The following is a 23,806-nucleotide window of genomic DNA, read 5'->3' as shown; positions in this document are numbered from 1 at the left end:
TCGTCACCGTGTCTGGGGATTGATGAGGATCTTCATCTTGTCGCTGCCTTTGTCACTCAGCACGTCGAAGCCCTTTTCGACGACATCGTCGGCATCGATCAGATCGTGAATCAGCTTCTCCACCGGGAACTTGCCGTTCGCGATCATGCCGATGATGCGCGGCCAGATCGTCACGGGGTAGCACCACGTTCCCTCGATGCGGATATCCTTCAACGACCATTTCATGGGGTCGACACTCGCTGTGCCGACATGCAGCCCCGCCTGCACGACGGTGCCTGCCGAGCGCACGGCATCGACACAGGCGTTCAGCGCGTGCTGGTTGCCTGCGCACTCGATCGCGACATCCACGCCCACGCCTTCAGTCAGGTCGCGAATTTCTCGGGGCAATTCGCCGTCGGATGGATCGAAGATTTCGGTCGTCACGCCGAAACTGGCCATCTTCGCTGCGCGCGCCGCATTCGGCTCGCTGACGAAAATCTTCGTGGCGCCCGCTGCATGGCAGGCGAGGGCCGCAAGCACGCCGATCGGTCCCGCGCCCGTAATCAGTACAGTCGAGCCGACCGTGACGCCGCCCCGATCGACCGCATACAGCGCAACGGCGGCGGGTTCGATCAGCGCGCCTTGCCTGTCGCTCACGTTGTCTGGCAGTCGGTTCGCGTGATAGTCGTTGAGCACGGTATATTCGGCCATGCCGCCGCCGTCCCAACTGAGGCCGACGCAGCCCATCTTCGTGCACAGATGCCGCATGCCGCGCGCGCAGTAGTAGCACTGGCCGCACGACGCGAGCGGCATGACCGAGATGCGGTCGCCGCGTTGCACGTTCTTCACGTTCTCGCCGACTTCGACGACTTCCGCGCTGAACTCGTGGCCCAATACCTGAGGCGCTTTCGCGCCCGTCAATGCATGCGGTTCGGTCGGTACGACAATGGGGCCCGCCTGGTATTCATGCAGGTCGGTGCCGCAGATGCCGCACCACAGCGGCTTGACGATCATCTGATTCGCTCCCATGCCCGTCGGGTCCGGTACGTTTTCGACCCGGATGTCGTGTGCACAGTGAAAACGCACAGCTCTCATGTCTGACTCCTTGGTTAGTCGGGCCATTTCGAATGACCTCATGTGAATGTCGAAGGTTCAGCGCTGCCGGCGGCTCACATAGCAGGCCGATGCGCCGATGATGATCGCGCCCTTGACGATGATCTGCGCCTGCACAGGCATGCCGATCAGCAGCACGATGTTGAAGACGATGACGAGAATCGCAGCCCCTGCAAGGCCGCCCGGCAGCGAGCCACGACCGCCGGAGAGCGCGAGGCCGCCCATTACCGCGGCGACGATCGAATCGAGTTCGAAGCCGCGGCCGACCCAGTTGTCGACGATGCCGACATAACCCGACAACGTCAGTCCTGCGAGTCCCGCCAGCAGCGCACTGACCACGTAGCAGACGATGCGCACGGTGTCGGGACTGACGCCCACCAGTCGTGCCGCGACGGCGTTGCCACCCACCATGTACACGCGTCGTCCGAACGTGGACAGGTGCAGCAGCGTCCCGCACACGATCGCGCACGCGCCCAGCATCAGCACGTTGACGGGCACACTCGCTATCGAACCTGTTCCCATCAGGTGAAAGAGTGGCGGCACGTTGCCCGACGGTGCGCCCTGCGTGTAGGCGAAGCGCAGGCCATCGAGCACGACGGCAGTCGCGAAGGTCGCGAGAAACGGCGACACCTGGCGCTTCGTGACGAGCAGGCCGTTGAGAAGCCCGGCGCCGATGCATAGCAGTAACGTGACACCGAAGATGGCGGGAGCCGAATGGTTCGTGTCGTCGAACGCGGTGGCGATCACGGCCGCCGTCGCCATCACGGATGCGACCGACAGATCGAGCCCACCCACGAGGATCACGAACACCTGACCGATGACGACAACGCCGAGCGGCGCGAATTGCACCAGCATGTTGAGCACGTTGCCGGGACGCAGGAAGGTGGGCGACCATGCGCCGGAAAGCGCGACGAGTGCGACGAGAAACAGGTAGATGCCGTAGCGGCGCGCGAAGTCGAGTGAAAGCGCGCGGGCCTGCGTGGCGTCGCGACGCGGGGCGACCGAGTTCATGCGAGCCTCCGTTTCTGCTGGACGTTGACGCAGACGGCCGCGATGATCGCGATGCCCTGCACGATGAGTTGATACTGCGACGGCACGCCCGCGAAGTTGATCAGGTTATTGAGCATGCTGAGCAGATACACGCCGAGCAGCGTGCCGATCACGCCTCCGCGTCCTCCGCTCAGAATCGTGCCGCCGACGACAACGGGCGTGATCGATGCGAGCGTGTAGTTGACGCCGAGATACGGCTGCCCCGAGCCGAACTGCGAAGCGAGGTAGATACCCGTCAGACCCGCGCAGAGCGAGGAGAACGTGTAGACGAACAGAATGACCCGTTTGCGCGGGATGCCTGACAGCGTCGCGGCGTTGTCGTCGTCGCCCACGAGGTAGACGTAACGGCCAAGCCGCGTATTGCGCATGAAGTACGACACGCAGAGATACAGCAGCAGCACGATGGTCGCCGTGACAGGTACGTTCGCATAGCGGCCGTACACCAGTGCGTCGAATCCGTCCGGAACGCTGCCAGCCGGTCCGTTTGCGTAGTACAGGATGCCGCCTTGCAGCACAGCACCCATGCCGAGCGTGACGATCAACGGATGCACGCGCAGCCAGAGCACGAGCAGACCATTCGCGAGTCCCACCAGCACGGACAATGCGAGCGCAAGCGAAATTGCGGTGCTCCAATTGCCTTGTGTCGCATCCGAGAGTCCGGACGTCAGCGTCGCGGTAACGCTGATGAGCGAGCCGACGGACAGATCGATGCCGCCTGTGAGTATGGCGAGCGTCTGCCCGAGCGCGACGAGCGCGAGGCCGGTCGCCTGCTGATGGACGTTCAGCAGGTTCGAGAGCGTCGAAAAGCGATCACTGACGCTTGCACCGGTGACGAAAAGCACGGCGATCAATACGGCGACGATGTATCCGGCTCCATTCGACGCGACGTGACGCCTGATGAACCGGGCTGGAGCTTCAGTGTGCGAATGCATGAGCGCCTCCCGTCCGCGCGAGTTGCGCACCGCCTGTCGCGAGCGACATGATGTCGTGCTCGGTCATCTGCCCGCCGCGCACTTCCCCTGCAATGCGACCTTCGCGCATCACCAGCACGCGGTCGGACATGCCGATCACTTCCTGCAGTTCCGAACTGATCATCAGGATGCCGAGTCCGCGGTCGGTCAGCTGCCGCATCAGTCGATAGATTTCCGCCTTCGCGCCGATGTCGACGCCGCGTGTCGGCTCGTCGAGAATCAGGACGCTGGTGCATACGCGCACCCATCTGCTGATGAGCACCTTCTGCTGATTGCCGCCCGACAGCGTTGCAACACTCCCCGCAGGCCGCGCGCCAGCAATGCCGTATTCGCGGATGGCATCGGCGCCCGCCGTCCGCTCTTCCTTCGCGTTCAGCAAGCCCAGGCGAGACACGCGCTGCAGGGTGGTGGCGGTGACGTTCTGGGCGACATTCAGATACATCAGCAAGCCTTCGGATTTACGGTCTTCCGTGACGAAGCCGAGACCGAGGCGGATCGCCGTTGCCGGCGTCATTCGTGCATGGTGTGCGCCGCGCACTTCGATCGTGCCGCGTGCAGGCAGCGCACCGAAGATGCCTGACGCGAGTTCCGTGCGGCCTGAGCCGACCATGCCGGCAAGTCCGACGATTTCGCCCGCGCGCACCGAAAGCGAAGCATCGAACACGCGATTGCCGACCCGCAGTCCGTCGACCTTCATTAGCACCGTGCCATCAGGCTCCAATGCGGGCTTCGGCGGATAGATGTCGCGCATCTCACGGCCGACCATCATGCGCACGAGATCGGCGCGCGTCGTTTCGGACACGGGCTGCGTGCCGATCTTGCGTCCGTCTTTCATCACCGTCACGCGGTCGCACAGTTCGAATATCTCGTCCAGCCGGTGCGAGATATACACAATCGCGACACCGCGCTCGCGCAGCACGCGCAGCCGTTCGAACAACAGCTGAACCTCCTTGCCGGCGATGACGGCGGTCGGTTCATCGAGTATCAGCACGCGTATCTCGCTCGCCATCGCTTTCGCAATCTCGACCATTTGCTGACTGGCGACGGGAAGTGCACCGACGCGCTCCTGCGGATCGAGTTGCACGCCCAGTTCGCGCAGCAATGTCGCAGCGCGCTCGTTCATCGCGCGATGGTCGACGACCCCGAGCCGCGTTCGAGGCTCGATTCCCGCGAAGATGTTCTGCGCGACGCTCGACTGCGGAAACAGCACGAGTTCCTGATAGATGATGTGAACGCCGTGCGCCTTCGCATCAGCCGGAGACTTCCATGCGACAGGTTTTCCGTCGAAACGTATTTCACCTTCATCGGCCAGGTAGGCACCCGCGAGCACTTTCATCAGCGTCGATTTGCCGGCGCCATTTTCGCCGACCAGTGCATGAATCTCGCCGCCGCGCACACCGAAGCTCACCGAATCGAGGCTCTTCACGCCAGGAAACTGCTTGGTGATACCGCTGACTTCGATCACGTCTGGCTGCACAATCTCGCGGCCAACGTCTGAGGGAGTGGATGCGGGCGTGATCATTTCTCCCCCGGCAGCTTGATCTTGAACGTAGACGGGTTGTAGTCCGGCCCCATGCCGCCGTCGATGATCTTGTCGGGCGGACCTTTCGCGTCGACTACCTGATCGATGTACTGATCCGGATGAGGGACCGATGCCGTCTCGTCACCGCGCGTCAACGCAATTTGCGGGCTGATTTCGTAGATCTTCGGCAACGGCTGGCCTTGCAGAACCCTGAGCGCAACGTCGAGCGATGTGCCGCCCATCGAAGGCGGATAGCCGATTTCGAGCATCGGGATTTTGTACTTCAGCGCAAGCTGCAATGGCCCATTGAGGTCGGCCGTCGTATGCGGCGGAATTTCGCCCGGCTTGAATCCGGCAGCGAGGAATGCCTCGATCGAACCGGCAACGGGTAACCCATGCGCGCACCAGACGGCGTTGATGCTGTGCCCATACTTCGCGATCATCGCCTGCATCTGCTGCTTGGCCTTGACGGGGCTCCAGTCGGAATAGACGGTATCGAGCACCTTGATGCCGGGATATTGCGAAAACACTTCATGTGCAGCCGCTTCGCGATCGGCGCTGACGCTGGAGCCTGCCTGGCCTGCCAGCATGATCACGTTGCCCTTGCCGTGCAGCTTTTCGACGATCCATTGCGCCCACACGCGCCCCATCATCGCGTCCGAACCCGTCACGAACGAGACGAAGTTGTCCGATGAAATGCGCCGGTCTACCATGACGACGGGTACGCCCTGTTTCATCGCGCGCGTGACGACGGGATCGAGCGCCTTCTGCGTGTTTGCGCTGACAATCAGCAGATCCACACCGCGCGAAATCAGGTCCTGAATGTCGGCGGCCTGTTTGGCGTCGTCCATGTTGCCGTTGGTGATCAACAACTGCTTGACGAGATCGGGATGCTCGGACGCCGCCTTCATCAGCGAATGCTGCATCACGACGCGCCAGCTGTCGCCTAGACCGGCATTCGAAAAGCCAATCACATAGGGCGGCTTCTTCTTGAACCTGGCCGTGTCGGAGAACGGAATCTGCACGGCGGGATTGAACAGAAACGTGCGCGGTGCGCCTGTGTAGTCCGCGCGTGCGGCAAAGGAAGCCGTCAGGATGAAGGCCGCAGCGGCGCAAACGCTCGCACGGTGAAAGCGGGTCGAACGACGCATGGATGTCTCCGTAAATGTTCTGATATCTGTCGGGAGACACGCGCGTTGCGATGGTGTTCGTCAACGCGGCTGGCGGCAACATGCACGGGTAACGGGTTCTATAATCTGGCGTTACCGAGGCTGGACACAGCAGCGTGCTTCCCGACGGCGCCAATGTGGCATGGTTGACGAAGCGCATCTAGCAATTGCCATTACTAGTAATGGCAATAACAGGGAAGGCATGAGGAGGCGGGACATGGAGAAGCAGCAGCGTCTGAACGAACTGGCCGATTTTCTGAGGACGCGCCGCGCCCGCTTGCGGCCGGAAGACATCGACTTTCCGAGCGGTAGCCGCCGCAAGACGCCGGGCTTGCGCCGCGAAGAAGTAGCCGAGCGCGCCGGTATCAGCGTCACGTGGTATGCATGGCTGGAACAGGGCAGGGAAGTGAATGTGTCGTTCAAGACAATCGAGAGTCTCGCGAACGCGTTGAAGCTGTCGCCGCACGAGCGCACCCACCTGTTCGAGCTGGCCAACCATTACACGCCGCCTGGTCCGTATCCGATTGCACAGAACGTGACGGATACCGTTCGACGCATGCTCGATCAACTGGGCAACATGCCGGCGTATGTCGTCGACGGCAACTGGAATTACGTGACATGGAACGAGGCTGCCGTGCGCGTATTCGCCGATTTCCGCAAAATGCCTGTGGGCCGATGCAATCTGCTGTGGTTCACGTTCCAGAAGGAAGGCGCGCGTTCGCTCTTTCGAGGATGGGACGCCTACGCGAAATGCGTGCTTGCGCAGTTTCGCGGCGACTACATCCTGCGGCCGTCGGGCGAGGTGTTTCTGCGCGATCTCGTTGAAGAACTGAACGATACGGATGCAGACTTCTGCCGTTGGTGGGCCGAGCACGAAGTGCTCAAGCGCAGCGACTGGCGCAAGATCGTCGAGCATCCTATCGCGGGTGTACTGGAACTGGACGCGCTGTCGCTCGAAGTGCCGGATGCGCCCGGCATGCGCATCATGGTCTACACGCCGGCGCCATCGACGGACACTGCGCAGCGCATCGAGGCATTGATGAGAAGCAGTAAATCCCCACGAAGCCCCTTTGAGACTACTGCCGTCCTCGATACATTTCGGAAGGTTCGCAGATCGGGAACTGGACTGGACTGCTAAATCTGACGCTCCAGACGATCAACGGCCAATGGCAGCTCGCTCGTCCATCGACACGCGTGGACAGTCGGGAGACTGAATAGGAGCGGGCCCGGTCGTCGGGCCACGAGACGCGCTATCGACGCTTCCACTGCTGGGCGGTAGCAATATGGCGGAGAATCGACATTCCATCGCGTCCCACGGTTGCCTGGCAATTCGTTAGCTGTTCATCGGCCAGAAGGACACCTTATTCGTGCCAAACTGGACTCAGCATCCCGCCCAGTGCCTGATCGGCATTCGCGCTTGGGTCCGATGCTTCAAGCGACCGACGGTTCGTCACGACTCCAGCCATTGCCATCAGCAACGCGAGGGCCAGGTACGCTCCCGCCAGAGCGTCAATGACGCCGCCAATTCAGCCTGTTTGCAGGTCGTCACTTTGACCGCGACGTGATCATTCTTTGTGTGCGCTGGTATCTGCGCTACACACTCAGCCTGCGCGATCTCGTCGAGATGATGGCCGAGCGAGGGTTGTTGCTTGCTCACACGACGATCCTGCGCCGGGTGCGACGCTATACGCCCGGGTTCGTCAACCCGCCACGACCGTCCCGCAGGCGTGGCCACAGCCCTCTCATTCGCCTCCTGAGGGTTCAAGCAGGATCAACGCTTTTTCAGCCATATTCGCGCACCTGAGTTCGGGCCTCGCTTTGGCGCGGCCTCGGTAAACGAGCTGCTGGTCCCATCGTTCGCTCTCTAGGGAAATCCCCGACCTTCATTTCCTTGTGCACTTTCCCCTACTCCGTTACGTTATCGAAAATAGACATAGTTTCTATTATTCGTGCCGTAGGACATTCGCGGGAAGCGAAGGAGACAAGGATGAGTTTGAGATACCAGCTGCTGGTACTGACCTGGCTGCTTCAGTTCGTGAACTATCTCGACCGGGTGAGCATTTCCGTCGCCGGTCCGACGATGATGAAGGCGCTCCATCTCGATGCCGCGCAGTTCGGCTTTCTGCTTGCCGCATTCGCACTCGGCTATGCGCTGATGCAGTTGCCCGGCGGCTTCCTCGCGGACCTGTTCGGCACCAAGGCGCTGCTGGTCGTGGCGCCGGTCCTGTTCTCGGTCTTCACGGGGATGACGGGGCTTGCAACGTCGATGGCCGTGCTGATCGCGGCGCGCTTTTGCTTCGGCCTTGCGGAAGGATCGTGCAACGCCGCCGTCTATAAGGCCGTCGCCGACAACTTCAGCCACAAGGACGCGGCCAAGGCGCATTCCGTATGGCTTTCCGCTTTGGCGATCGGTCCGGCCGTGGTTGCGCCCGTCGTCACGAGCCTGCTGATGCACGGCGACTGGCGCAACGTGTTCTACGTATTCGCGATTCCGGGCGTGATCGTCGCGCTGCTGATCTTCTTCATCATTCCAGGCAAGGAGATCGAAGCGAAAGAGCGCACGCCCGACAAGTCGAGCCGCGCCGATCAATGGCGTCTGTTCGCGGGGCGCAAGAGCACGTGGCTGCTGTTCTTTGGCTATATGACCTTCAGCGTCGGCTACTGGGGCTTCCTCGGCTGGATTCCGTCGTATCTTGCCAATCAGCGGCATATCGATCTGAAATCGCTGGGCGTCGCGGCGTCGGTGCCTTATCTGTTCGGCTTCCTCGGCATCGTCGTGTTCGGCTGGCTCGGCAGCGGGCTCCTGCATCGCAGACGGCCTGTGCTGGTCGCGGTGGGCTATCTCTGCACGGGCCTCGCGCTGTATCTCGCGTACAGCGCCGACGACATCGTCGCATGCGTGATCGGTCTATCGGCGGCCGCGTTTCTGCTGTACGGCTGCCTGTCGCCGTATGCGGGGCTCGTCGCGCAACTGGCGCCGCAGGGCGCGCGCGGCGTGTTCGCGGGTGTCATCAATACAGGCGGGCAGATCGGCGGGCTGCTCGCGCCGCTCGGCGTGGGTTACCTCGTCAAGGCGAGCGGCTCGTACAACAACGGCTTTCTGTTCATGATCTCGGCGCTCGTCATCGGCGCGGGCTGCTTTGCGGCGCTTCAGTCGCGCGTGAATCGCACCGAGCCGGTAGAGGTCGATGCGAACGCCGCGATTCAGCAGAACGTATGACGCGCGCCTAGACGCCGTTAAAAGGGGCGTAGGGCGGCTGGAAGATCGACGTATCGCCGCCCAGCGCCTTCGTGAGCGCCGCACCCGCTTCCATTACCTTCGGCAGATAGACATCGAAGGACTTGCGATCGAAGCGAAAGCGCGGAACCCCGAGCGAGATCGCGCAGACGAGATCGTGTCCCGTGCGAAACACCGGCACGGCGATCGCGGCGCTTTCCGGCTCGCGCTCGCCGAGCGAGACGCAATAGCCGTTCTCGCGCACTTTCTTCAGATGCCCCTTCACGGCGCCTTCCGTGAACGCGCGCAATACATGACCCGCCGCGCCGGCATCGAGCGTCAGACGCTCGCCTTCACGCACATGCATGCGCACCGAGCGCTGCCATTCGACGCGATAGAGGCACAGGCGCTCGTTGCCCTCGCGCACATAGACCGCAGCGGTTTCCCCCGTTTCCTTGACGAGCGTGCGAAGCACCGGCAGCGCGTAATCGCGCAGACGGAACGAGCTCTGATAAATCATGCCGAGATGGAACAGCATAGGCCCGAGCATGTAGCGGCCGTCTTCCAGCCGCTTGAGATAGCCGAAGTGTTCGAGCGATTCGCACAGTCGAAGGATCGTGCTGTGGTAAAGGCCTGTCGCGTTGGTGAGATCGGTGAGAGTCATGCCGTCGATGCTGTCCTCGAAGGCTTTCAGGATCGAGAGCGCGCGGTTGACGGCCGCTACGCCAGGTTCTTCGGTTGCCATTGCTGTTTCCGGTTGGTTGCGCCGTTGTTTGAGTGTTGCCGCGTATCTTGCCGTGTAAGGCATGTAGCCCGCAAGGGTGACGGGTGTTGCCGGCTCGCGCAACTGCGTCGAGAGATGACATCGAGCAAAAATAGACGCGATGTCTATTTTCAAAGATAATGAATTCACGCCACTGTTTTCGGCAAGCAACAAGCGCAATCGGGAGGACGTGACCCATGCATCGCAAAGCCTTCGACGCATCGCACATCGGGCCGCTACGCGGCGTGAAGGTGGTAGACCTGTCACGGCTCGTCGCGGGCAACATGCTGACCTTGCAACTCGCGGATTTCGGCGCGGACGTCGTCAAGGTCGAGCCTTTGAAGGGCGACACGCTGCGCGCATTCCGCACGCAAGGCGCCGAAGTGTTCTGGAAGGCGTATGCGCGCAACAAGCGCAGCGTGTGCATCGACTTCCATCATGAATCGAGCGCGAAGGTGATCGCGAGCCTTGCGCAGGACGCCGATGTGCTCGTCGAAAGTTTCAGGCCCGGCACGCTGGAGAAAATGGGCCTTGCTCCGCACACCCTCCATGCGGCCAATCCGAAGCTCGTGATCGTGCGCGTATCGGGCTGGGGGCAGACGGGGCCGTACCGTCATCGTCCGGGCTTCGGCACGCTGGTCGAGGGCTATTCGGGCTTCGCCGCGATGAACGGCTTCGGCGATCGTGAGCCGGTGTTGCCGCCGATGTTTCTCGGCGACATGACCGCGGGCATCTATGGCGCGCAAGCCGCGATGGTCGCGCTGTGGGAAGCGCGCGTGAACGGCGGCAACGGCCAGGTAATCGACCTCTCGCTGTTCGACCCGATGATCTCGATTCTCGGTCCGCAGGTCGCGAACTATCAAATCACGGGCGGCGTGAAGGCGCGCACCGGCAGCCGTTCAAGCACGACGTGTCCGCGCAACACATACGAAACTGCGGACCACAAGTGGCTGTGCATCTCGACGTCGACGCAGAGCATGGCGCAGCGGCTCTTCACTGCGATTGGCCGTGACGACATGAACGCCGATCCACGCTACGCGACCAACAGTGCGCGTCTTCAACACGTAGGGGAGGTCGATCACGTGGTCGGATCCTTCATCAAGGCGCGCACGCTCGCTGAAAACCTCGCGTTCTTCGAGCACGCGGAAGTCACCGCCGGCCCCGTGCTCGACGCAAGCGAGCTTGCCGACGATGACTACGTGACCGAGCGCGAAAGCCTCGTCGAACTCGAGGACGACGAACTTGGCCACGTCGCCGTACATAACGTGGTTGCGCGCCTGTCGGCGACGCCGGGCGGCTTCACGCGTCCCGCGCCGAAGAAGGGCGAACACTCGCGCGACATTCTCGCGCCGCTCATCGGCGAGCGTGCGCTCGACGAACTCATCGGCTGCGGCGCCGTAATCGATGCCGCGTGCAATGCCGCACGTGACTGAGCCATTTCCATCAAGGAGCAAAGATGAACCGCGTTGGACAACCGATCGACTCGCCCGCAGTCTGGAAAGGTCCCGAACTCGACTGGATGCGCGAAGGCCTGCACGTTCTGAGCGATGCCGAAATAGCCGAGATCGATTCGGCGCTCGCGCATATGCACTCGCTCGGCGACATCGACTTTCCCGACATCAGTCCGGAGACCTTTCCGCTCGACACGATGGGCCGCTTCATGCGCGAGCTGCCCTCGTTCCTGCGCAATGGACGCGGCTTCATGATGCTGCGCGGCCTGCCACGCGAGCGCTACTCCGATGACGACATGACGCGCATTTACTTCGGTCTGGGCTCGTACATCAGCAAGCCTGTGACGCAGTCATACCTCGGCGACGTGCTCGGCCATGTGGTGGACGTGAGCGACTATGAGCCGAAATCGCGCGGCTATCGCAAAGGCGGAGGCCAGCTGATGCACACGGATTCGTGCGACATCATCGGCCTCATGTGTCTGCGCACCGCGATTTCCGGTGGCGAAAGCCGCATTTCCAGCGCACTCGCCGTGCATAACGAACTGCTGCGCACGCGGCCGGATCTGCTCGAAGTGCTGCACGAAGGGCTTTGGTGCAAGCGCACCGATGAAGACGGCCGCCGCGCGACGCGCACCTTCAGCGAACACAAGGTGCCATTTTTCACCGATAGCGCGGGCGAGATGATCTGTTATCTGCCGACCGGGTACGCGCGCCTCGCCGAGAAGAGCGGTCAGGTTCCGTTCAGCGAGCTCGAATCGGAGGCGCTCTACACGGTGCGCAAGATCGCGGCATCGCCTGAGTTCTATCTCGACATGGGCTTTCGCGACGGCGACATCCAGTTTCTCAACAATCGCGTGCTCGTGCACGGCCGTACCGATTATGTCGATGCACAGGCGCTCAACGAGCGTCGCCATCTGTTGCGCCTGTGGCTCACGGTGTCCGACTGGCCGGCGATGCCCGACGCGCAGGTGTTTCACAAGCCCGAGGATCTACGCATGTGGGCGCAATATCGACGCCCGTTCGCGGAACTACCGTCCACGCACGATCGCCTGCTGCTCGAAGCAGGGCAGGTCGCGCAGATGGTTGACTGAGCCGAGACCATGGCCTCGGCTCAGACGCTCGCGCAAAAGCTCATCGCAAAGGCGTGCGGGCGCGCCGCTGTCGCGGTGGGCGAGATCGTCACTTGCGCTGTCGATCTCGCGATGTTCCACGATTCGAGCGGCCCGCGCCGTCTCAAGCCGATGCTCGAAGGACTCGGCGCACCGCTTTGGGACAAATCGAAAATCGTGCTCGTGATCGATCACTACGTGCCCGAGGCCGATGACGAATCGCGCCGCATCGTGCGCATCGCACGCGACTGGGCCGTGCAGCAGCAGTTGCCCAACGTGTATGACAGCGTCGGCATCTGCCATGTGGTGCTGCCGGAGCATGGACACGTACGGCCCGGCATGTTCTGTGTCGGCGGCGATTCGCATTCGCCGACGGGCGGCGCGTTCGGCGCCTATATGTTCGGCATCGGCAGCACGGAGATGCTGGGCGTCGCGGTCTCGGGCCAGATCTGGGTGAAGGTGCCCGAGACGCTGCGGATGCGTTGGCGCGGACGCCTCACGCGCGGCGTGACCGCGAAGGACATGATGCTGCACATGATCGGCCGCTTCGGCATGAACGGCGGGCGCTATCAGGCCGTCGAGTTCTGCGGCGAAGCGGTCACGGCTTTGCCGATGCAGGAGCGCATGACGCTTTCGAACATGAGCGCGGAGATGGGCGCACAGACGGGTCTCATCGCGGCGGATGCGGTGACGCTCGACTATCTGCGCACAGCGGGCGTGACCGGCGAGATCGACCTCGCGCGCTGGCAAAGCGAGCCCGAGGCGCAAGCCGAAACCCATGACTTCGATGCCAGCACGCTCGCGCCGCAAGTCGCCGCGCCGCATAGTCCCGCGAACGCGCGTGCAGTCGATGCCTTCGACGATGTGGACGTGCAGGTTGCTTACATCGGCGCATGCACGGGCGCCAAGCTCGACGACCTGCGCGCGGCGGCACTCGTGTTGAAGCATCGGCGCGTGGCGCACGGCGTGCAACTGGTCGTCGCGCCCGCGAGCGTGCGCGACCGCGAAGCCGCGCGTCGCGAGGGCGTGATGTCGATTCTCGAGGACGCCGGTGCGCAAGTCCTCGCCACTTCGTGCGGCGCATGTTCCGGCTACGGCGGACAGATTCCCGAAGGCAGCACCGTGATCTCCAGCACCGCGCGCAACTTCAAGGGCCGCATGGGCGCGGAAACAGCGCAAGTCTATCTCGGCTCGCCCTACACGGTGGCGGCGTCTGCATTGCGCGGGCGCATTACTGATCCGCGCGGGGTGATCGCATGAGCGAAGGCATCGAAACGCATCGCGTGTGGCGCGTCGGCGCTGATATCGATACCGATGCGCTCGCGCCCGGCGCGTATATGAAATTCGGCATTGAGGAGATCGCGCGGCACTGCCTGCAACGGCAACGCCCGGCGTTCGCCGCAAATGTGCAACCCGGCGACGTCATCGTGGCGGGGCCGAACTTCGGCATCGGCTCGTCGCGCGAGCAGGCGCCTGCTGCGCTCGTGCAACTCGGCGTGCGCGCGGTGATCGCGCCCGCGTTCAGCGGCTTGTTCTTCCGCAATGCGTTCAACGTGGGGCTCGTGCTGCTCACGTGTGCGCAAGCCGAAGTGTTGGAGGAGGGCGAGCGCATCGCGATCGATCCGCTGCGCGGACGCATCACGCGCGCCAATGGACTCACGCTCGGCTGCGAGCCCTTGCCCTCATTCCTGCTCGACATGGCCGAAGCAGGTGGACTTTTCAATCTGCTGAAGAAGCGTTACGGAGCGGTCAACTCATGACACTCGCTGCAAAACTCGCGCGCGGAACCGTCCTGGCGCCCGGCGTGTACGATGCGCTTTCCGCGTTGATCGCCGAGCAGGCAGGATTCGATGCGCTGTATCTGTCGGGCGCGTCGATCGCTTACACCCGTTTGGGGCGCTCCGACGTCGGCCTGACCACCTTCACCGAAGTCGCGGATACGCTTGCGCGCATCACCGAGCGCGTGGGCCTGCCGGTCATCGTCGATGGCGACACGGGCTTCGGCAACGCGCTCAACGTCAAGCGAACGGTAAGAGGCTTTGAACGCGCGGGCGCCGCGATGATCCAGCTCGAGGATCAGACGTTCCCGAAGCGCTGCGGTCATCTGGACGGCAAGAGCGTGATCCCCGCAGTTGAGATGTGCGGCAAGCTGCGCGCCGCGCTCGATGCACGCGAGCACCGCGACACGCTCATTCTGGCACGCACCGATTCGCTCGCGGTTGAAGGTCTCGATGCCGCGCTAGAGCGTGCCGAACGCTATCTGGAAACGGGCGTCGATGCATTGTTCATCGAAGCCCTGCGTTCTGCAGAGCAGTTGGATGCCGCATGTGCGCGTTTCGCTTCGCGCACGCCGCTGCTCGCGAACATGGTCGAAGGCGGCAAGACGCCGGTGCTAAGCGCCGAAGCGCTGGCGGCGCGAGGTTTTCGCATCGTGATCTTTCCGGGTGGCGCGGCGCGCGCGGTCGCGCATACGCTGCAAGGCTTCTATTGCAGCCTGCGCGAGCACGGCACGAGCGCGCCGTGGAAAGAGCGCATGGTGAACTTCGACGAGATGAACGGGATCATCGGCACGCCGGAATTGATGGACGAAGCGAAGCGCTACGAGTGAGAAAGGCCGTGTATCGCCCCAGTGTCGCTCACCAGGCACAGGCGTGACCCGCGAGCACCCAGCGCTGCCGGGCGCCCCCCGCAAGCGCGACCATGACAGTGATCGCGCCGCCGATGCGCCTTCATCGTATTGTCTCGCTCGGCTGTCTCAGACGAAGATCAGGAGCGCGGCGCCGTACACGATCAGGCCGAGCGCGAAGGTCATGACCGTGAAGCCGAGCACGCGCTGCACGCCAACGCCTGCCATTGCGACGACGGGCGCCGCCCAGAACGGCTGCATCATGTTCGACACCTGCTCGCCCATTGCGACCGCCATCGTCGTCGCAGGAACGGACGCATGCAGCGCGACCGCGGCGGGCACGACGAACGGTCCCTGCACGGCCCAGTGGCCGCCGCCGCTCGGAATGAAGAACGTCACGATGAGCGAGCACATGTAGCTCCAGAACGGCAGCGTGTGCGCATTGGAGATCGCGATGAAGAAGTGCGAGATCACATCGGGCAAGCCGGTCGCGTCCATCATGCCCATGATGCCGCCGTAGAGCGGGTACTGAAGCATCATCGAACCGGTTTGCTTCGCGGCGTTCTTGATGGCGTCCGCATACGCGAGCGGATAGCCGTGCAGGATCACGCCCGCGATGAACATCACGAAGATCACCGCGTTCACGCCGGAAAACGCGATGTGCTGATAGTGCGTCAACACCATCAGTGCGATACCGACCGCGCCGATGAGCGCGCTGCCGATCCACGAATGCTCGATCCAGCGCGCGAAGCTCAGTTTGCCTTCGGGCTTTCTGCGAAGCGGCGCGTCCGGATGCTTTTCGGTGTCCAGCACGATGGTGTCTTCGTCGGCCGGCTTGAGCCACGCGAGCAAGAAGGGCATCGCGACCAGCATGACGAGCGTCGGCACGAGATTGAAGCGCGTGAAAACGGTGTCGCCGAAGGGCAGCACGACGCCCGTCAGCTTCTGTACGACGTTCATCGAACTGCCGGGCGTCGATTGCGCGAGCGCGATGGAACTCGAAATGCCGCTCGCCCACACGACCCAGCCCGAAAAGCCCGCCGCGACGATCCACGCGAAGTCGATGCGCATGCGCTTTGCCACTTCACGCGCAAGCAACGCGGCGACGACGAGACCCATGCCCCAGTTGAAGAACGAAGTCACCGCGACGAGCACGAACGTGAGCGTGGCGGCCTGCGCCGGCGTGCGCGCGATCGACACGAGCGCCTTGAACATGCGCTGCACCGGCGGCGCGTGCGCGAACGCGTGACCCGTGACGAGCACGAGCGTGATCTGAAACGCGAAGGTGAAAATGTCGAAGAAACCCTTGTACCAGCCGGCGATCATCTTCGGAACCGTCGCATGCGGCGCGAAGATCAGCGAAAGCGCGGCGACGATCGCGGTGATGAGGATCGCGAGCACGAACGGGTCGGGAATGGTGCGCTCGAACAGACGGATGGTCCCTTCCGTGAAGCGCGTCTTGCGCACGGGCGAGGGCGCGGCGGTGGATTTCATATCGTGTCTCCTGAAGTTTTGTTCTTTTAGATCGCGAAGCCGTACAGCACGGCGGGATTGGTGACGAGGATGCGCTCGCGTGTCGCTTCGCCGTCGGCCCATTCGGAGAGCAGGTCGAGCAGGAACGCGTCGTCGGGCTTGTGCGTTTCCGTCACGTGCGGCCAGTCGCTGCCCCACACCAGACGTTCGGGCACGGCTTGAACCCATGCGCGCGCCATCGGCGTGATGTCGGCGTAGCGGCCTTCGAGACCGGCTGCCGAATCCAGATACGGGCCTGAGAGCTTGATCCACGCGCGGCCCGCATCGGCGAGATTGCGCACGATGTCGAATGCGGCATGATGCACGCCGTCCTTCAAGGGCAGACGCGCGCGATGATCGAACACCATCGTCGCGGGCAGACGCTGCAGCATGGCTTCATGCTCGACGATCTGCTGCGCGGTCCAATGCAGTTGCACATGCCAGCCGAGTTCCGCGACGCGCTGCGCGAGCGGCTCGACCATGTCGAAACCGACGGCCGCATTCTTCGTCGTATAGAGGGTAAAGCGGATGCCGCGAATGCCGCCGTCATCGAGCGCGGCGAGTTCGTCATCCGCGACATCGGGATGAAGCACAGCGATGCCGCGCGCATTGTCGATGCCGAACTGGCGAATGGCATCAACGGTGACGGCGTTGTCAGTGCCGTAGATGCGCGGCGTCACGATCACCACGCGCTCCATGCCGATGCGCGCCTGCATCTTTCGATACGCGGCGACATCGGCGTTGGCGACGAAGCCGTCGATGTTCCCTTGCTTGAGGAACGCCCGGTCATAGATGTGGATGTGGGAATCGCATTTCATCGCGATGTGTCTCCGTGTTTCTTATGTCATTTCGCGCGGTCAGAGCACGGCGCGCTTCACACGCAATGCTTCGATTTGCGCATCGCTCAAGCCGGCTTCACGCAGCAATGCATTGCTATGCTCGCCGAACGCGGGCGCGGCGAACGGTTCGGGCAAGGGCGTCGCGCCAAAGCGCACCGGGTGCTTGAATCCGCGATACGCGCCCACGCCCGGATACTCGAAACGCGCGACCATATCCTCCGCGAGCACCTGGCTGTCGTCGAACATGTCCTCGACGCTGCGCGCGGCGGCGCACGGAACCGCATCGCCGAAGAGCGCTTCCCATTCGATTGCGGTGCGTTGTGCAAGCGCCGCATGCAGCTTCGGCACGACTTCATCGCGATGCATCGCGCGCTTCTTTACCGTGTCGTAACGCTCGTCGTTCGCGAGCGCTTCGAGGCCCGTCAGCTCGCACAGTGACTGCCAGAAATGCGGCGTGTTCGCGGACAGATACAGATAGCCTTCGCGCGTCGGATGAATGCCCGTGATGCCGCCCGATCGCATGTCGCGTCCGACATCTTTGGGCTCGCTATCCGCCCAGATCAGCCGCGCGGATTGCATCGTAAGCGCGCTGCGCAACAGCGAAACGCCGACGTACTGGCCCGCGCCGCTTTTCTCGCGCGCAAACAGCGCCGACGACACGCCCGATGCAACGAGCGCCGCCGCATAGTAGTCGACCACCGAGCCATACAGCACTTCCGGCGGACCCTCCTGCGGGCCTTGCAGCGTGCACATGCCGGTCATCGTCTGCAGTACCTGGTCATACCCGGCCTTGTCCTTGTTCGGACCGGTTTCGCCGTAACCCGTCACCGCGCAATAGATGAGACGCGGATTGATCGCGCGCAATTGCTCATACGCGATGCCAAGCCGCGCCGGCACGCTCGGACGAAAGTTATGCACGAGCACATCCGCCTGCCTGACGAGCGACAGCAGCACGTCGAGCGCTTCGGGTTGCTTCAGATCGAGCACGAGGCCGCGCTTACCGCGATTCACGCCGAGAAACGCGCGGCTTTCCGCTTCGAGCGTCGATGGATATTTGCGCAGGTTGTCACCCGAGGGCGGTTCGATCTTGATGACTTCGGCGCCCTGATCGGCGAGCAGCGTGCAGCCGTAAGGGCCCGCAATGTACGCGCTCAGATCGAGCACACGCACGCCGGAAAGCGGGCCGCCTCGACCAACGTTCTGTTCCATGAATCTCTTCTCCTTGCTCGATGCTTTAAACCGCGAGCGACGCGCGCTGCGTTTCCGACAACAGCCCGAGCCGCGCCGCGTCCTTCACGAGCACGCGGGCGCGCTCGACGAAGGGCGGATCGATCATCCGGCCATCGACGACATAGGCGCCGACGCCTTGCCGATTCGCCGTGCGCGCCGCTTCCACGACACGCACCGCATGCGCGATGTCTTCGTCGGACGGACGGAATACGTCATTGGCAATCGCGATCTGGCTCGGGTGGATGCAGCTTTTGCCGATGAAACCGAACGCGCGCGCCATCTGCGCTTCGGCGCGAAAGCCATCGATGTCCTCGATGTTGGCGAACGCAGTGTCGTACGCGAACACACCCGCTTCACCAGCGGCGATGCGCAGCGCGAACATCGCCTGTTGAATAGCCGCTGGCTCGCGACGCGCGATGCCGAGCGGCTCGAACAGATCGCCGAGACCCAGCTGCAATCCCGCGACACGCGGATGCGCGGGCGCCAGCTCCGACGCCATGCGCAACGCGCGCGGCGACTCGATGTTGAGCAGAAGCCCGATCGGCACGGTGACGCCGTTTGCGCGCTCGGCAGCTTCGAGAGCTTGCGCGGCGGCGAGCACGTCGTCCGGATGCTCGGGCTTTGGCAGATTGACGAGCGAGACGCCGTTACGCGCGATGGCGTCGATATCGGCGGCGAAATAAGGTGTGGAAAGCGCGTTGACCCGCACGATGAGCGTCTTGCCGCTGGCGAGTGCGTCGTCGGTGGCGAGAAGCGCGCGCAGCTCGGCGCGCGCCTGTGGCTTGCGCTCGGGCGCGACGGCGTCTTCGAGATCGAACGAGAGTGCGTCGGCGGCGCTCGCGAACGCCTTGGCGAAGAGTTCCGGGCGCGATGCCGGAACGAAGAGCTTGCTTCTCATGCGTCTCCCTTCCTTTTTGATATGCCGACCAGTCTACGGATTGCCACGTTTTAGATAAACTATCCACGTCTATCTTTAAACGAAAGCAAATCTATCCGATGGATACGGCATTTCTCGCCAACCTGCTGCTCGTCGTCGATACCGGCTCGATGGCCGAAGCCGCGCGCCGCGCCGGCGTGACGCCTGCCGCGATCGCGCAGCAGATGTCGGCGCTCGAACGTGAGCTGGGTGTGACGCTTTTCGCCCGCTCCGGCCGCACGGTGATTCCGACCGAGGCGGGGCATCGCGTTGTCGCGCGGGCGCGCGGACTGGTCGCGGAATTCGCCGAACTGAAAGCGCACGCGCTCGAAGGCGAGGCGGCGGGCGAATTGCGAATCGGCACGATCACGACCGCGCTGCTGAGCCTGCTGCCCGATGTGCTCGCGAACTTTTCCCGGGCCTTTCCGCGCGCCAAGCTGCTGATTCGCGCGGGCACGTCGATGGAGCTGTACGACACCTTGCAGCGCGGCGATCTCGATGTGGCCATCTGCCTGCATCCCGTGTTCGCACTGCCGAAGGCCTACGACTGGCATCTGCTGCGTGAAGAGCCACTCGTCGTGCTGGCGCCCGCGCACCTCGCCGGGGCCGATCCGCATGAACTGCTGCGCCGCGAGCCGTTCATCCGTTACGACCGGTCGCTGGGTGGCGGCAAGCAGGCGGACCAGTATCTGCGGGCGGCGCGCATCGTGCCGCGCGAGCTGTTCGAACTGAACGCGCTGATGGCGATCGCGATGATGGTCGATCGCGGGCTCGGCGTGTCGCTGGTGCCGCATATCGTCTCGCCGATGACGTCGGCACTTTCCGTCGCGCGGCTTGCGTTGCCGGTTCCGACCGAGCCGCGCCGCTTCGGCGTGGTGTGGCAGCGGGCATCGCCGCGGGCACGGTTGATCAATGGTTTGTTGCAGTGCGCGGATGAGGTGGTTGCGGCAAGTGTCGGGAAAGAGCTTGGAAGTGGGGCGAGGAAAGCTCCTTGAGCGAATCAAGGAAAAACGCTTGATCGTTGAATGGCGTCCGCGAGCGCGTGAAGATCTCAACACCCTCTAAAATGCCCCAGTCCCGTCAGCGGGCGATCGATGTGCGCGACGAGGCAGTGCCATGAATGTCCGCGCCGATTGCCCTGATGTCCCCAATCACTGCTTGTCCCAAACCTCTTGCGGCACCGGCAAGCCTTCGAGGTCGGCGGCGGTCAACGGACCGTCCGGTTCGATGCCGTGACTCTCGAGCATCAGCATCACTTGCCGCGTATGCTGCGCGGCGTGCCAGGCGGTACGTTCAAGGACTTCGTGAAAAGGTCGCGTGCCGTAATAGGTCTGTACCGTGTAATTGACACTGAGGTCCTTTTGCTCCGCCCACCACGCCAGTAATCTGGCACGCACGCTCTCACCCCACGCGGCGATGTCTTCGCCGCTCCAGCCGTCAGGCGGAAGATCGTCGAAGGACTCGAAACGCAGTGCAATGCCCTGCGACGCTTGCATCCCCATTTCGACCACGCGGAACATGTGAAAGGCGAGTCCCGCAGGCGTGCGATTGCGATTGCGAAACGGCGTCTTCAACTGATCGGGTTGGAACTGGCGAACATAGCGGGCATTCGCGCGCATCAGCAGGTCGAGCTTTGCGACCAGTTGCACCGGCGGCAACGGTTCCTGCACGCTGGTTTTCAGGTCGAGAAATTTGATGACGTCGTGGATCGATTGACAGAAGGTATAGCGCTTGCCAATGGACACGACAGGCACACTGCGCGCGCCAAGTTCGAGCAGTTGCGCGCGTGCGTCGGGATCGTTGTGCACGTCGAGCGACTCGAACTCGATTCCCTGTTCGGTCAGGAATTCCTTGGTGCGCAGGCACGAGGAACATCCCGGCTGCCAGAATAACCTGATACGTGCTGCACTCAGTGTTCCGATCATGATCTTCTCCACGAAACGGCGCCAACAATCCGACCCGTCAGCCCGACTTCGACAGGGTTTGATGCCACTTCAACAGCAGCAGGTTGACGACGGTGGCAAACACGAACAACAGGATGGCGAGCGCCATGATGGTCTGGGTATCGTTGCGGCCCATCGCAATCATCAGCATGTGGCCGATCCCGCTTTGCGAAGCGAACATCTCGCCAATGAGCGTGCCCAGCAGCGTCAGCGAGAAACCGATGCGCAAACCCGCGAGCACTTCGGGCACCGCCGCGGGCAGCAGCACATAGCGCGCGTAGGCCATCGGCGAGAGGCGGCACACACGAGCCGTCCGTCCGAACACGGGGCGCATGTTGCGCACGGCACCCATCGTGAAGACCGTAATCGGAATGATGCCGTGGATCACGCCGAACGTGACCTTGGCGTACAGACCGAGGCCGAACACCAGCAGCACCACCGGATACAGTGTGATCTTCGGGATAGCATAGAGGGCCATCAGAATCGGCTCCATGACGTCGCCTGCGAGACGTCGCGCGCCTAGCACCAGTCCCAGGCAAACTCCGCCGACGCATGAAATGGCGAAGCCCAGGGCGAATGCAACTGACGTGACCCGCAAGTTCTCAGGAAAGTCGTCGTCGCGCATGATCGACTTGAACTTGACGAACGTTAGCCATGGGCCTGGCAGTACGTCCGCGCTCAACAATGAGCTCGCGATCTGCCAGAGTCCCAGCAGAACCACGACTAGCAGCACACTATCGCTCCAACGCGAGTGCGAGCGTTTCGGTTTCAGCGCCGCGGTGGGAATCGTGCTCATGGGGCCGTCCTCCGCGTGCGGCTGTATAGGCGCATCTCGGCCATATGCAGCAACATGTTCAGCGTGCCGACGAAAATCAGCAGCAACAGCATCAGGCCATACATGGTCGGGTTATCGAAGTTGTTGTACGCGTAGGCAATACGAAATCCGAAGCCCGAGCCGGCCAGGACGAATTCGCCAGCAATCACCGCGATAAACGCATAGACGACGGTGAGCTTGATTCCGGTGAACACGAACGGCAAACTCGAGGGCAGGGTGATCAGCCAGATTTCGTCGAACGGGCTCATGCGCATGGCGCGAGCCGAACGAAGCAGGACGCGCGGCACCCGTTCGAGTCCATTGAGCGTGTTCGCGGCCATCGCCACGACGCCGAACAGAAAACCGATCGCCACCAGCGGCCAGCGATTCAATCCGAAGATCACGATCAGCACCGGATACACGACGAAGATCGGCACGGCGTAATAGGAGAGCAGCAATGGATCGATCACGCGCCGCACACGCGGCAATTTGAAGAGTCCCACACCAAAAGCGAAACCGCCCGTCACCGCAAGGACGACCGCGAGCGACGCATTGGCGAGCGTCTGCAGGATGTCGCGGGTGTAGTCGCCAGAGGCGAGCAACGCCCACGCGCCCTCGGCCATCTTCGACGGTGGAATGAACGAGACTGGATCGATCCACGCGCAGCGACTCGCGATTTCCAGCGCACCGACGAAGAGCACGACGAGAGCGAGGCGCCAGCGCGTGGCGCGATTCATAGCCGGCTCCCGAGTGCCTTTAGCGCTTCACCCCGCAGCAGCCCCCAGACGCGTGCGGTCAATTCGCCGAAGCGCGGGTCCAGCGCCGTATTGCTGTCGCGCTGCCGCGACCATCCGGTTTTGATCGTTGCGATGAATCGTCCCGGACACGCCGACATCACTCCGATGCGGTCCGACAGCAACACGGCTTCATCGATGGAGTGCGTGATGAGCATCACGGTCGCGCCGGTTTCCCGCCAGAGCTTGAGCATTTCCTCGCCCATCAGCAGACGCGTTTGCTGATCGAGCGCACCGAAGGGCTCGTCGAGCAGCATGAGGCGAGGGCGCATCACCATGGCGCGCGCAATGCATACGCGCTGCCGCATGCCGCCCGACAATTGCACCGGATACGAATGCGTAAAGGCTTTGAGGCCCATGAAAGCCAGCGCGTGCTCGACCCGTTCGCGAATCTCGCTCTCGGCGACGCCGGCACGCCGCGCGCCGAATGCGGCATTGTCGTAGACGTTGAGCCAGGGGAAGGTGGCGTCCTCTTGAAACACGACGGAAATACCCTCGGGAACCTTGTCGCGCACGGCCGTGCCTTCGAACATCACGTTGCCCGCACTCGCTGCGTTGAGCCCGGCAAGTACGTCGAGCAGCGTGGACTTGCCGCAACCCGACGGGCCTACGATCGAAAAGAATTCGCCCGTCTGCAAGCTCAGGCTCACTGGGCCGAGCGCATGATAAGGCGGTTTGCCTCGCTCTCCGGGATAGATCCGTGTGACGTCGGTGAGGGTGGCATGAATTCCGGAGAATGCCTGTTCAGGCGTGCTGGCGGACACCACGGATAAAGGCACGGCTTTCAT

General features: G+C 62.8%; 22 protein-coding genes and 1 pseudogene. 9 read left to right on the top strand and 14 right to left on the bottom strand.

Annotated features, from left to right (window positions below; genetic code table 11):
- Positions 1-3: 3 nt before the first annotated feature.
- The 5 genes from VSR68_RS15020 to VSR68_RS15000 are packed head-to-tail and all read right to left on the bottom strand — an operon-like array spanning position 4 to position 5,786.
- Positions 4-1,074 carry a 2,3-butanediol dehydrogenase gene (locus VSR68_RS15020; RefSeq protein WP_342940602.1) on the bottom strand — a complete coding sequence of 357 codons (1,071 nt, stop codon included), beginning with the start codon at positions 1,072-1,074 and terminating at the stop codon, positions 4-6.
- Between the two features lie 57 nt (positions 1,075-1,131).
- On the bottom strand, positions 1,132-2,103 hold the full coding sequence (locus VSR68_RS15015) for an ABC transporter permease (protein ID WP_342940601.1): 972 nt from the start codon (positions 2,101-2,103) through the stop codon (positions 1,132-1,134).
- Positions 2,100-3,074 (bottom strand): ABC transporter permease, encoded by a 975-nt coding sequence (locus tag VSR68_RS15010; RefSeq protein WP_342940600.1) that lies wholly within the window; start codon positions 3,072-3,074, stop codon positions 2,100-2,102. Before VSR68_RS15010 ends, VSR68_RS15015 begins: the two co-directional genes overlap by 4 nt.
- On the bottom strand, positions 3,058-4,578 hold the full coding sequence (locus VSR68_RS15005) for a sugar ABC transporter ATP-binding protein (RefSeq protein WP_342940599.1): 1,521 nt from the start codon (positions 4,576-4,578) through the stop codon (positions 3,058-3,060). Before VSR68_RS15005 ends, VSR68_RS15010 begins: the two co-directional genes overlap by 17 nt.
- A 53-nt stretch (positions 4,579-4,631) precedes the next feature.
- The gene (locus VSR68_RS15000; RefSeq protein ID WP_342940598.1) at positions 4,632-5,786 is read right to left on the bottom strand and encodes an ABC transporter substrate-binding protein; all 1,155 of its coding nucleotides are present in this window, start codon (positions 5,784-5,786) and stop codon (positions 4,632-4,634) included.
- A gap of 235 nt (positions 5,787-6,021) precedes the next feature.
- On the opposite strand from VSR68_RS15000, the gene VSR68_RS14995 reads away from it, so the two are divergent.
- From VSR68_RS14995 to VSR68_RS14985, 3 genes and pseudogenes are all read left to right on the top strand, one after another.
- Positions 6,022-6,942, top strand: coding sequence for a helix-turn-helix transcriptional regulator (locus VSR68_RS14995; protein WP_342940597.1), 921 nt, complete (start codon positions 6,022-6,024; stop codon positions 6,940-6,942).
- Positions 6,943-7,335: 393 nt separating this feature from the next.
- Positions 7,336-7,497, top strand: a pseudogene (locus tag VSR68_RS14990) (IS6 family transposase); the annotation flags it as partial.
- A gap of 294 nt (positions 7,498-7,791) precedes the next feature.
- Complete coding sequence (locus VSR68_RS14985; RefSeq protein ID WP_342940596.1) at positions 7,792-9,024, top strand: MFS transporter; 1,233 nt, start codon at positions 7,792-7,794, stop codon at positions 9,022-9,024.
- Positions 9,025-9,031: 7 nt separating this feature from the next.
- Here the strand turns inward: VSR68_RS14985 and VSR68_RS14980 are convergent, their stop codons facing one another.
- Entirely contained in the window at positions 9,032-9,766 is a 735-nt protein-coding gene (locus VSR68_RS14980) for an IclR family transcriptional regulator (protein ID WP_342940595.1), read from the bottom strand.
- 215 nt (positions 9,767-9,981) lie between these two features.
- On the opposite strand from VSR68_RS14980, the gene VSR68_RS14975 reads away from it, so the two are divergent.
- Genes VSR68_RS14975 through VSR68_RS14955 form a run of 5 tightly spaced genes read left to right on the top strand, consistent with a single transcriptional unit; the run spans position 9,982 to position 14,952 of the window.
- Complete coding sequence (locus tag VSR68_RS14975; RefSeq protein ID WP_428983511.1) at positions 9,982-11,217, top strand: CaiB/BaiF CoA transferase family protein; 1,236 nt, start codon at positions 9,982-9,984, stop codon at positions 11,215-11,217.
- A gap of 23 nt (positions 11,218-11,240) precedes the next feature.
- Positions 11,241-12,326, top strand: a complete 1,086-nt coding sequence (locus tag VSR68_RS14970) for a TauD/TfdA family dioxygenase (RefSeq protein WP_342940594.1) — start codon at positions 11,241-11,243, stop codon at positions 12,324-12,326.
- A 9-nt stretch (positions 12,327-12,335) separates the two neighbouring features.
- Complete coding sequence (locus VSR68_RS14965; RefSeq protein WP_342940593.1) at positions 12,336-13,604, top strand: 3-isopropylmalate dehydratase large subunit; 1,269 nt, start codon at positions 12,336-12,338, stop codon at positions 13,602-13,604.
- Positions 13,601-14,104, top strand: coding sequence for a 3-isopropylmalate dehydratase (locus tag VSR68_RS14960; RefSeq protein WP_342940592.1), 504 nt, complete (start codon positions 13,601-13,603; stop codon positions 14,102-14,104). Before VSR68_RS14965 ends, VSR68_RS14960 begins: the two co-directional genes overlap by 4 nt.
- The gene (locus VSR68_RS14955) at positions 14,101-14,952 is read left to right on the top strand and encodes an oxaloacetate decarboxylase (RefSeq protein ID WP_342940591.1); all 852 of its coding nucleotides are present in this window, start codon (positions 14,101-14,103) and stop codon (positions 14,950-14,952) included. Before VSR68_RS14960 ends, VSR68_RS14955 begins: the two co-directional genes overlap by 4 nt.
- A 147-nt stretch (positions 14,953-15,099) precedes the next feature.
- Here VSR68_RS14955 and VSR68_RS14950 read toward each other — a convergent pair whose 3' ends face one another.
- From VSR68_RS14950 to VSR68_RS14935, 4 genes are read right to left on the bottom strand one after another with little or no spacing between them, the layout of a single operon-like run.
- Positions 15,100-16,464 (bottom strand): short-chain fatty acid transporter, encoded by a 1,365-nt coding sequence (locus tag VSR68_RS14950; RefSeq protein WP_342940590.1) that lies wholly within the window; start codon positions 16,462-16,464, stop codon positions 15,100-15,102.
- 26 nt (positions 16,465-16,490) lie between these two features.
- Entirely contained in the window at positions 16,491-17,300 is an 810-nt protein-coding gene (locus VSR68_RS14945; RefSeq protein ID WP_342940589.1) for an amidohydrolase family protein, read from the bottom strand.
- A gap of 39 nt (positions 17,301-17,339) precedes the next feature.
- Positions 17,340-18,530: a CoA transferase gene (locus tag VSR68_RS14940; protein WP_342940588.1), complete on the bottom strand. Its 1,191-nt coding sequence runs from the start codon at positions 18,528-18,530 to the stop codon at positions 17,340-17,342.
- A gap of 25 nt (positions 18,531-18,555) precedes the next feature.
- Complete coding sequence (locus VSR68_RS14935) at positions 18,556-19,449, bottom strand: CoA ester lyase (RefSeq protein WP_342940587.1); 894 nt, start codon at positions 19,447-19,449, stop codon at positions 18,556-18,558.
- Positions 19,450-19,547: 98 nt separating this feature from the next.
- Here VSR68_RS14935 and VSR68_RS14930 point away from each other — a divergent pair, with 98 nt between their 5' ends.
- Positions 19,548-20,462, top strand: coding sequence for a LysR substrate-binding domain-containing protein (locus VSR68_RS14930; protein ID WP_342940586.1), 915 nt, complete (start codon positions 19,548-19,550; stop codon positions 20,460-20,462).
- A gap of 156 nt (positions 20,463-20,618) precedes the next feature.
- Here VSR68_RS14930 and VSR68_RS14925 read toward each other — a convergent pair whose 3' ends face one another.
- From VSR68_RS14925 to VSR68_RS14910, 4 genes are all read right to left on the bottom strand, one after another.
- Positions 20,619-21,392 carry a glutaredoxin domain-containing protein gene (locus VSR68_RS14925; RefSeq protein WP_342940585.1) on the bottom strand — a complete coding sequence of 258 codons (774 nt, stop codon included), beginning with the start codon at positions 21,390-21,392 and terminating at the stop codon, positions 20,619-20,621.
- 37 nt (positions 21,393-21,429) lie between these two features.
- Positions 21,430-22,206 (bottom strand): ABC transporter permease, encoded by a 777-nt coding sequence (locus VSR68_RS14920; protein ID WP_342940584.1) that lies wholly within the window; start codon positions 22,204-22,206, stop codon positions 21,430-21,432.
- The gene (locus VSR68_RS14915) at positions 22,203-22,847 is read right to left on the bottom strand and encodes an ABC transporter permease (protein WP_342940583.1); all 645 of its coding nucleotides are present in this window, start codon (positions 22,845-22,847) and stop codon (positions 22,203-22,205) included. Before VSR68_RS14915 ends, VSR68_RS14920 begins: the two co-directional genes overlap by 4 nt.
- 110 nt (positions 22,848-22,957) lie before the next feature.
- Complete coding sequence (locus tag VSR68_RS14910; protein WP_342940582.1) at positions 22,958-23,806, bottom strand: ABC transporter ATP-binding protein; 849 nt, start codon at positions 23,804-23,806, stop codon at positions 22,958-22,960.

The organism is Paraburkholderia phymatum, assembly GCF_038900715.1.
GTDB classification, from domain to species: Bacteria; Pseudomonadota; Gammaproteobacteria; order Burkholderiales; family Burkholderiaceae; genus Paraburkholderia; species Paraburkholderia phymatum_A.
The sequence above is the reverse complement of the archived record's forward strand: the minus strand, read 5'-3'. Positions and strand labels throughout refer to the sequence as shown.

Coding starts and splice junctions, on each gene's coding strand:
- VSR68_RS15020 (WP_342940602.1), bottom strand. CDS start 1,074: ATGAGAGCTGTGCGTTTTCACTGTGCACACGACATCCGGGTCGAAAAC.
- VSR68_RS15015 (WP_342940601.1), bottom strand. CDS start 2,103: ATGAACTCGGTCGCCCCGCGTCGCGACGCCACGCAGGCCCGCGCGCTT.
- VSR68_RS15010 (WP_342940600.1), bottom strand. CDS start 3,074: ATGCATTCGCACACTGAAGCTCCAGCCCGGTTCATCAGGCGTCACGTC.
- VSR68_RS15000 (WP_342940598.1), bottom strand. CDS start 5,786: ATGCGTCGTTCGACCCGCTTTCACCGTGCGAGCGTTTGCGCCGCTGCG.
- VSR68_RS14995 (WP_342940597.1), top strand. CDS start 6,022: ATGGAGAAGCAGCAGCGTCTGAACGAACTGGCCGATTTTCTGAGGACG.
- VSR68_RS14985 (WP_342940596.1), top strand. CDS start 7,792: ATGAGTTTGAGATACCAGCTGCTGGTACTGACCTGGCTGCTTCAGTTC.
- VSR68_RS14980 (WP_342940595.1), bottom strand. CDS start 9,766: ATGGCAACCGAAGAACCTGGCGTAGCGGCCGTCAACCGCGCGCTCTCG.
- VSR68_RS14975 (WP_428983511.1), top strand. CDS start 9,982: ATGCATCGCAAAGCCTTCGACGCATCGCACATCGGGCCGCTACGCGGC.
- VSR68_RS14970 (WP_342940594.1), top strand. CDS start 11,241: ATGAACCGCGTTGGACAACCGATCGACTCGCCCGCAGTCTGGAAAGGT.
- VSR68_RS14965 (WP_342940593.1), top strand. CDS start 12,336: ATGGCCTCGGCTCAGACGCTCGCGCAAAAGCTCATCGCAAAGGCGTGC.
- VSR68_RS14960 (WP_342940592.1), top strand. CDS start 13,601: ATGAGCGAAGGCATCGAAACGCATCGCGTGTGGCGCGTCGGCGCTGAT.
- VSR68_RS14955 (WP_342940591.1), top strand. CDS start 14,101: ATGACACTCGCTGCAAAACTCGCGCGCGGAACCGTCCTGGCGCCCGGC.
- VSR68_RS14950 (WP_342940590.1), bottom strand. CDS start 16,464: ATGAAATCCACCGCCGCGCCCTCGCCCGTGCGCAAGACGCGCTTCACG.
- VSR68_RS14945 (WP_342940589.1), bottom strand. CDS start 17,300: ATGAAATGCGATTCCCACATCCACATCTATGACCGGGCGTTCCTCAAG.
- VSR68_RS14940 (WP_342940588.1), bottom strand. CDS start 18,530: ATGGAACAGAACGTTGGTCGAGGCGGCCCGCTTTCCGGCGTGCGTGTG.
- VSR68_RS14935 (WP_342940587.1), bottom strand. CDS start 19,449: ATGAGAAGCAAGCTCTTCGTTCCGGCATCGCGCCCGGAACTCTTCGCC.
- VSR68_RS14930 (WP_342940586.1), top strand. CDS start 19,548: ATGGATACGGCATTTCTCGCCAACCTGCTGCTCGTCGTCGATACCGGC.
- VSR68_RS14925 (WP_342940585.1), bottom strand. CDS start 21,392: ATGATCGGAACACTGAGTGCAGCACGTATCAGGTTATTCTGGCAGCCG.
- VSR68_RS14920 (WP_342940584.1), bottom strand. CDS start 22,206: ATGAGCACGATTCCCACCGCGGCGCTGAAACCGAAACGCTCGCACTCG.
- VSR68_RS14915 (WP_342940583.1), bottom strand. CDS start 22,847: ATGGCCGAGGGCGCGTGGGCGTTGCTCGCCTCTGGCGACTACACCCGC.
- VSR68_RS14910 (WP_342940582.1), bottom strand. CDS start 23,806: ATGAAAGCCGTGCCTTTATCCGTGGTGTCCGCCAGCACGCCTGAACAG.